This is a genomic window from uncultured Lactobacillus sp. (genome assembly GCF_944327175.1).
Classification (GTDB): domain Bacteria; phylum Bacillota; class Bacilli; order Lactobacillales; family Lactobacillaceae; genus Lactobacillus.
Genome location: NZ_CALVGT010000009.1, coordinates 1 through 7032 on the forward strand (window position 1 = coordinate 1; position 7032 = coordinate 7032).

The following is a 7032-nucleotide window of genomic DNA, read 5'->3' on the forward strand; positions in this document are numbered from 1 at the left end:
ATTGTATGAGCCTCTGCCATTAAGATAATCAGAAGCAACTTGTATTTTTAGTTCGGATGAATATTTGGTCATAAAAATACCCCACAATCGTTAGATGTCTATGTCTAACAATTGTAGGGCACTTCAATTTACTCTAGCATTTTTTTAGAAAAAATGTCAGTAAAAAACAGGGCCAAAGCCCTGTTTTCTTTATTTCGACTTGATGTAGTTTTGCCCGTCGGCAGCTGGCCCGACAGTCTTGCCGAAGAAGACCACCAGAACGATGATCGTTAAGACGTAAGGCGCGATCTGCAGGTAAACGGATGGCAGGCTGGAAATGCCTGGAATCTGGTCCCCGATGATACTCAAGCTTTGCGCGAAGCCAAAGAAGAGGGAGGACAGCATAGCGCCGATTGGGTTGTAGCGGCCGAAGATCATGGCAGCCAGGGCCATGAAACCTTGCCCGGCAATAGTGGAAACTGAGAAGTTACCGGCAATTGCTTCAGCGAAGACAGCCCCGCCGATCCCGCCAAGGAAACCGGAGATCAAGACACCGGCGTAACGCATCTTGTAGACGTTGATCCCCAAAGTGTCGGCAGCTTGCGGGTTTTCACCGCTGGACCGCAGGCGCAGGCCAAAGCGGGTCTTGTACAATACCCAGTAAAGGAAGATGGACAAGACGATGGCTACCCAGGCTGGAGCTGAAGTGTTCTTGAAGAAGATCGGCCCAATTACTGGGATGTTGGCCAGGCCAGGGAAGGAGAAGTAGCCGAAGTTTTGGTTAATGTTTTCGGTCTGCCCCTTGTTGTAGATGGCCTTGACCAGGAAGACGGCCAATGGCGGCGCCATCAAGTTCAAGACCGTCCCGGAAATAACGTGGTCAGCCCGCCAGTTGACTGTGGCAACGGCGTGCAGCAGGGAGAAGATGATCCCGATAATTCCGCCCAAGAGGGCACCCAGCCATGGAGTAGCGGTGCCGAAGGTCGAGGCGAAGCTCAGGTTGAAGACGATGGAGGTGAAGGCCCCCATGGTCATGATCCCTTCCAAACCAACGTTGACGATCCCTGAGTTTTCACTGAAGGTCCCGCCCAAAGCGGTGAAAATCAAGGGAGCTGAATAAACTAAAGTTGATGAAACGATTAAGGCTAATACAGTCACGAAGTTCATTATGCTTCCCCTCCTTTTTGCTGGTCATTGGCGGCTTGCCGGCTGGCGGTTTCCGCCGTGGCAATATAGGTCGCGGTCTTGTCAGACTTCTTTTCCTTGAAAAGGAGGCCGACAGCCCAGCTGATGGCTACGAAGAAGATAATGGCAGCGATGACGATAGAAACGATTTCAAATGGAATCCCGGCTGCCGTCTGCATCCCCAGGCCACCGATCTTCAAGATGGAGAAGAGCAGGGAAGCCAGCAGGATGCCGATAGCGCTCATGCCGCCCAAAAGTGCAACGGACATACCGTCCCAGCCGATGTCCAGGGTAGTCGTTTGGGTGAAGTAGTTTTGGTAAGTCCCCAGACCTTGTACAACCCCGCCCAGGCCACAGAAGGCACCTGACAGGAGCATAGAGATGATGATGTTCTTCTTGTCGCTCATGCCGGCGTAACGGCTGGCAAATGGGTTCAAACCAACCGCCTTGATTTCAAAGCCGACCGTGGTCTTCTTCATCAAGAACCAGAAGATGACCAGGGCAATGATGGCCAGGAAGATACCGCCGCTGATCCGGGAGTCGCCGAACATTTCGCTCAGCCACGGAATCCGCAGGCTGCCGCTAGCCCCGATGGTCTTGGTAGTGTCGGTGTCAACGCGGAGGCTCTTGCTCATGACGTCCTGGTGCAGGTATTGGCAGAGGTAGAGGACGGTGTAGTTAAGCATGATGGTTGAGATAACTTCATTGGTTCCGAAGTAGGCCCGCAGCCAGCCGGCAATACCGGCAACCAAGGCACCGGCCAGGATGCCGGCGATGATTTCAAATGGCAAGAGGATGTAGCCCGGCAGGCCTTTGAAGGCCAGGCCGATCCAGATGGCGGTCAGCCAGCCAGCTTGCGCCTGGCCCGGCAGACCGATGTTGAAGAAGCCAGCGGCTGAAGAGATCTGGAAGCCGATGGCGATAAAGATCAACGGGGTGGCGTTACGGATGGTTTCCCCGATCCCGTTGGCTGAGCCCAGGGCACTTTCAAACATTGAGCTGTAGGCCTGGAATGGGTCATAGCTCCAGGCCAGCATGATGATGGCCCCGACTAAAAAGCCGGCAATAACAGAAACGATCGGCACTAAAAGCCGCTTGGCTTTAGGGCTCACCTTAATCATTAGCGGCAGCCTCCTTCTTGATATTCTTCCCGGTCATAAGCAAACCGAGTTCAGTTTCACTAGTCTGGTCAGGCTTGACTTCACCTGATTCGGCCCCGTCGTGCAGGACGACGATCCGGTCAGACAGCTGCAGGATTTCGTCAAGTTCGTAGGAAACAAGGAGCACGGCCTTGCCGGCGTCTCTTTGCTTCAGCAGCTGGCTGTGGATGTATTCGATAGCCCCGACGTCCAGGCCCCGGGTTGGCTGGAAGGCAATGATCAAATCAGCGTCCCGGTCGAGTTCCCGGGCGATGATGGCCTTTTGTTGGTTACCACCGGACAGGTCGCTGGCCGGCAATTGTTCGCTGGTCGTGCGGACGTCGAACTTCTTGATCAGTTCCCGAGCGTGTTCCCGGATGGCCTTTTCGTTCATGATCCCGTGCTTGGAGTAAGGCTCCTTGTAGTAGGTCTGGATGGCAATGTTTTCAGACAAAGGCAGTTGCAGGATCAAGCCGTACTTTTGCCGGTCGGCAGGGATGTGGCCGACGCCGGCTTCCGTGATTTGGCGGACTGGCTTGTTGGTCAAATCTTGGCCGTTGATGACGACTTGGCCGCCTTCAACGTGGCGCAGGCCAGTGATGGCTTCGACCAGTTCGTCCTGGCCGTTGCCGTCGATCCCGGCCAGACCAAGGATTTCCCCACCGCGGATATTGAAGGAGAGACCCTTGACTGCTTCGGTCCCCCGGTCTTCGTTGACGTGCAGGTCCTTGACTTCCAGGATATTTTTGCCCAGATTAAGGGGAGCCTTGTCCAGCTTAAAGTTAACATGGTGGCCAACCATCATTTCGGCCAATTGTTCGTCATCTGCATCAGCGACGTTGACGGTTTGGATGGACTTACCAGCCCGAATGACAGTGACCCGGTCGGCACCTTCCTTGATTTCCTTCAGCTTGTGGGTGATCAAGATGATGGACTTGCCTTCCTTGGCCAGGTTCTTCATGATCTTGATGAATTCAGTGATTTCCTGCGGCGTCAAAACGGCAGTTGGTTCGTCGAAGATCAGGATGTCGGCCCCGCGGTAAAGAACCTTCAGGATTTCAACTCTTTGCTGCTGAGCAACGGTGATGTCAGAAATCTTAGCGTCAGGATCGATGGCCAGGCCGTATTGCTTGGACAGGGCCAGGATCTTTTCTCTGGCGGTTTTGAAGTCCAGGGCCAGGCCCTTGGTGGTTTCGTGGCCTAAGATGATGTTTTCCAGGACAGTAAAGGCCTGGGCCAGCATAAAGTGCTGGTGCACCATCCCGATCCCCAGGCTGGTAGCAACGTTTGGGCCGGAGATGTTGACTTTCTCGCCCCGCACGTAGATTTCGCCAGAGGTTGGTTCGAGCAGGCCGGAAAGAATACTCATTAAAGTAGACTTACCAGCACCGTTTTCGCCAAGAAGCGCCAGGATTTCGCCCTTGCGGAGCGTGAGGTTGATATCGTTGTTGGCTTTAAAACCGTTAAAGTCTTTCACGATATGGCGCATCTCAATGATGTTTTTGATCTCTTTTTCCATATGACAAAACTTTCTGTTATTACTTTTACAAAAAACACCCCGTAATATTGCGGAGTGTTTCAGATTGACTACTATATATTGTGCTACTTACTTGGAGCAGTTGCAACTTTAATTTTACCAGCCAGGATTTGCTTGCGGGCAGCTTGCACTGCCTTCCAAGTCTTGGCATTAAGGTTACCCTTAGTGATAGAGACGCCATCGTGAGCTAAGCCGTAGGAAATTACCTTACCGCCAGGGAATTTGCCCTTGTAGGCCTTGTCAGCGATGTCCTTGCATGCGAAACGCAGACCCTTAAGAACAGAGGTCAGCGTGAAGTTGGCCTTCTTACCGTCTTTTGAAGTGTAGTTACCCAGGTTTGCCTGGTCAACATCGACACCAACAACCCAGACCTTCTTGGCAGCCGTGGTTGCCTTGTTGCGGGTCTTAGCTTCGGTGAAGACACCGTTACCGGCGTTGCCGGCAGCTTGGTAGATGATGTCAGCGCCGTCAGTGTACATTGACTGGGCGATTGACTTGGCCTTGTCGGTTGAGGTGAAGTTGCCGATGTATTGGTCGTAAACGGTGATCTTCTTGCCTAAGGCCTTGGCACCATCCTTGACACCTTGCTTGAAGCCGGCTTCGAAAAGTTCCAGAACGCTGGACTTAGCCCCGCCGATGAAGCCGACCTTGTTAGTCTTGGTGGTGTAGGCAGCAGCCAGACCGCCAAGGTAGGAAGCTTCGTTGCTCTTGAAGGTAACTGAGGCAACGTTCTTACGGCCAGCTACGACAGAGTCGATGATAACGAAGTTCTTCTTAGGGTACTTCTTGGATGCGGCTTTAACTGAGTCAGTCAGCATGTAGCCGACACCGTAGATGGTTTGGTAGCCGGCTTGGGCAGCTTGAGTCAGGTTAGGGGTGAAGTCAGCAGCAGATGATGATTCAAAGTACTGGTAACCGCCCTTGCCTTGCTTGAGGCCATGTTCCTTGCCGTAGTCCTTGAAACCAGACCAGGCGGCTTGGTTGAAGGAGTGGTCGTCAACACCGTTACCGTCAGTGATCAAGGCGATACCGTGCTTGGTGTCCTTGTTGACGGAGCTGTTGGACTTCTTGCCAGAGCAGGCAGTCAATACAGCAGCGATTGACAGGGTGGCTGCCCCAGCGGCAACCAATTTCTTGTAATTAAAGCGCATAACGAAATTACTTCTTTCTTTTTCTTCTTTTTATAGACGAACGATTATGTATTAAAGATAGCATTTAGTTTGGGAAAAAGCAAGAGGATAGATAGGCGAATATTCGCTTTTTTGGGCAAATTTTGAGAAAAAGTTTTTCAGCGGCTAAGAAAACGGTTGATTCACGAACAAAGCGGTGGCTTTGTATAGACCGGTTCCCGTACCGGGAAGTTTTAGTTATAACCCAAGGGCGAAGAAAAAGGCACCCATCGAATGATGAGTACCTTTAAAAAATCTGTTGTTTGAGATTACTTCAAGTCGCTTACGCTTTCAGCAACCTTAACCTTGCCGTTCAAGATTTGCTTGCGGGCTGCTTGAACCTTGCTCCAAGTCTTGGAGTCGATGTTTCCCTTGGTTACAGATACACCGTTGCCTTCAAGAGTGTAGACAAAGTGCTTGCCGCCTGGGAACTTGCCTTGGTATGCCTTTTCAGCAAGACGTTCAACAGCAACGTCCAGACCCTTCAGAACTGAAGTCAGAACGAAGTTGCTCTTCTTGCCGTCCTTGGAAGTGTAGCTACCCAGGTCTGACTGGTCAACGTCAACACCGATGACCCAAACCTTCTTGGAAGCCTTGCGGTTCTTGTTGATGTCCTTGGCTTCAGTGAAGACCCCGTTACCAGCGTTGCCGGCTGCGTGGTAGATGATGTCCGCGCCGCTGGCGTACATTGATTGAGCGATTGACTTAGCCTTGTCAGTTGAAGTGAAGTTACCGATGTATTGGTCGTCAATCTTGATCTTCTTGCCCAAAGCCTTGGCACCTGCTTCAACACCTTGCTTAAAGCCGGCTTCAAAAAGTTCCAGGGTAGCTGACTTGGCACCACCGATGTAGCCAACATGGTTGGTCTTGGTAGTGTAAGCAGCAGCAACACCTGCCAGGTATGATGCCTGGTTGCTTTCGAAGGTAACTGAAGCAACGTTCTTTTGGCCGCTGATCACGTCGTCGATGATCACGAAGTTCTTCTTAGGGTTCTTCTTGGCAGCGGACTTGATGGCGCTAGTCAGTTGGTAGCCGACACCGAAGATAGTTTCAAAGCCGGAGCTGGCAGCTTCATTGGCGTTAGGAGTAAAGTCGGCGGCTGATGAAGATTCAAAGTATTGGTAGCCACCCTTGCCTTGCTTCAGACCGTGCTTCTTACCGAAGGCCTTGAAACCATTCCAGGCAGCTTCGTTGAAGGAGTGGTCGTCAATGGCGTTGTTGTCAGTGATAAGCGCGATGCTGTGCTTGGTGGTCTTAGTACCAGTTGAAGATGATGACTTCTTGCCTTGGCAGGCAGTCAGCAGAACTGAAACTGAAACAGCAGCAGTAGCGATGGTAGCTAACTTTTTAAATTTAGAAACAGACACGTGATTTCCTCCGTTACAACACGAATGTTTGTGTGACAATCTAGAAAGATGTTTACTTTTATCTTAGTTTATTATAGTGTAAAAACAGAAAAAAGCAACAATATAAACGAAATTCCGAACTGTTTTTTGATAGCGGTTAACAAAAAAAGCGAAACCTGGCTCTCGCAGGCTTCGCTTTCGCGGTTTATTTGAGCTTGAATTTAACCGTATTGTTAGAGAATTTTGAGTCAAATTAGTCCATACTGTTGCTTTTAACAGAATAAATCAATTCTTTACCTTTTGTTCGTATCCAGTTCGGTGAGGCGCGATATAATAATTCTCAGAGGTACGAGAATGTAGAAGAACTTAAAATCATAGAACTAATCCAAAGACAGTCAGTGATCTATATTACCTTTCGAACAAGTAACACTAAGACCAGTGGATGAATTATTAGGAAAGGAGGTAAAACGAAAATGGTCCAAGCGAAAAGAAAGAAAAAACAAAAGACAATTCCGAGAAATAGTGAACTCATTGACCAATTGGCCAGTGAGTATTACATCAAGGCTACTCCAGAGCTTGACCGTGCGGCAGAAATTGCTCATAAGATTTATAACGCCGCTTTGTATCAGCTCAGACAAGCCCTTTTCAAGAGAAAAGGATCTATTTATTATGAGGGC

Annotated in this window: 5 protein-coding genes and 1 pseudogene; 1 reads left to right on the forward strand and 5 read right to left on the reverse strand. The window is 50.3% G+C overall.

Annotated elements, in window-relative coordinates; all coding sequences use genetic code 11:
- Positions 1 to 189: 189 nt before the first annotated feature.
- From Q0J41_RS01310 to Q0J41_RS01330, 5 genes are all read right to left on the reverse strand, one after another.
- Positions 190 to 1146 (reverse strand): ABC transporter permease, encoded by a 957-nt coding sequence (locus Q0J41_RS01310; RefSeq protein ID WP_296225179.1) that lies wholly within the window; start codon positions 1144 to 1146, stop codon positions 190 to 192.
- Positions 1146 to 2285, reverse strand: a complete 1140-nt coding sequence (locus Q0J41_RS01315) for an ABC transporter permease (protein WP_296225181.1) — start codon at positions 2283 to 2285, stop codon at positions 1146 to 1148. Before Q0J41_RS01315 ends, Q0J41_RS01310 begins: the two co-directional genes overlap by 1 nt.
- Complete coding sequence (locus tag Q0J41_RS01320; protein ID WP_296225183.1) at positions 2278 to 3822, reverse strand: ABC transporter ATP-binding protein; 1545 nt, start codon at positions 3820 to 3822, stop codon at positions 2278 to 2280. Before Q0J41_RS01320 ends, Q0J41_RS01315 begins: the two co-directional genes overlap by 8 nt.
- Positions 3823 to 3905: 83 nt before the next feature.
- Positions 3906 to 4991 carry a BMP family protein gene (locus tag Q0J41_RS01325; protein WP_296225184.1) on the reverse strand — a complete coding sequence of 362 codons (1086 nt, stop codon included), beginning with the start codon at positions 4989 to 4991 and terminating at the stop codon, positions 3906 to 3908.
- 287 nt (positions 4992 to 5278) lie between these two features.
- Positions 5279 to 6376, reverse strand: a complete 1098-nt coding sequence (locus Q0J41_RS01330) for a BMP family ABC transporter substrate-binding protein (protein WP_296225186.1) — start codon at positions 6374 to 6376, stop codon at positions 5279 to 5281.
- Positions 6377 to 6828: 452 nt separating this feature from the next.
- Here Q0J41_RS01330 and Q0J41_RS01335 point away from each other — a divergent pair.
- A pseudogene (locus tag Q0J41_RS01335) lies at positions 6829 to 7032 on the forward strand (RNA-guided endonuclease TnpB family protein); the annotation flags it as partial.